At 69.1% G+C, this 414-nt stretch carries 1 pseudogene; it reads right to left on the bottom strand.

Annotated elements, in window-relative coordinates:
- Positions 1-77: 77 nt before the first annotated feature.
- A pseudogene (locus KDL01_RS42365) lies at positions 78-414 on the bottom strand (SMI1/KNR4 family protein); the annotation flags it as partial.

Raw genomic sequence — 414 nt, 5'->3', positions numbered from 1 at the left:
GGCCAGGTCTGGAGTCGTGGTCCGTTCCGGGTCTGAAGCCGCGCTCCGTCCTGGGTCCGAAGCCGTACCGCCCGACCTCACCGACAGAGTGACTCCAGGTAGTCGTCGAAGCCCGGAAACTCCGCCCCTGCCGCCTCCACGATCCCCGACACGTCCAGCGACTCGCCAGCAGGCGCGTACCGCAGCGCCAATTCCCGAAACTCCGCAGAAGGCTGTGCATCGAGCGAGCCACGAGAATCGCGGGAGCTACTCGCCGAGAACGCCTCCCGAGGCCCGACCCCCAGCGCGAACAGCCACAGCAGATCACCCAGATCCCGCGCGATCACCCCGCGCTCCCCCTCGGACCCCACATAAACGACCGGCTGCGCCTCGACCGGCACCCCCGGCCGCACCAGCCAGAACCCCGCGTAATCC

It is taken from the genome of Actinospica durhamensis, from assembly GCF_018139695.1.
GTDB classification, from domain to species: domain Bacteria; phylum Actinomycetota; class Actinomycetes; order Streptomycetales; family Catenulisporaceae; genus Actinospica; species Actinospica durhamensis.
Note: the sequence above shows the minus strand (reverse complement) of the source record. Positions and strands in the feature narration are given on the sequence as shown.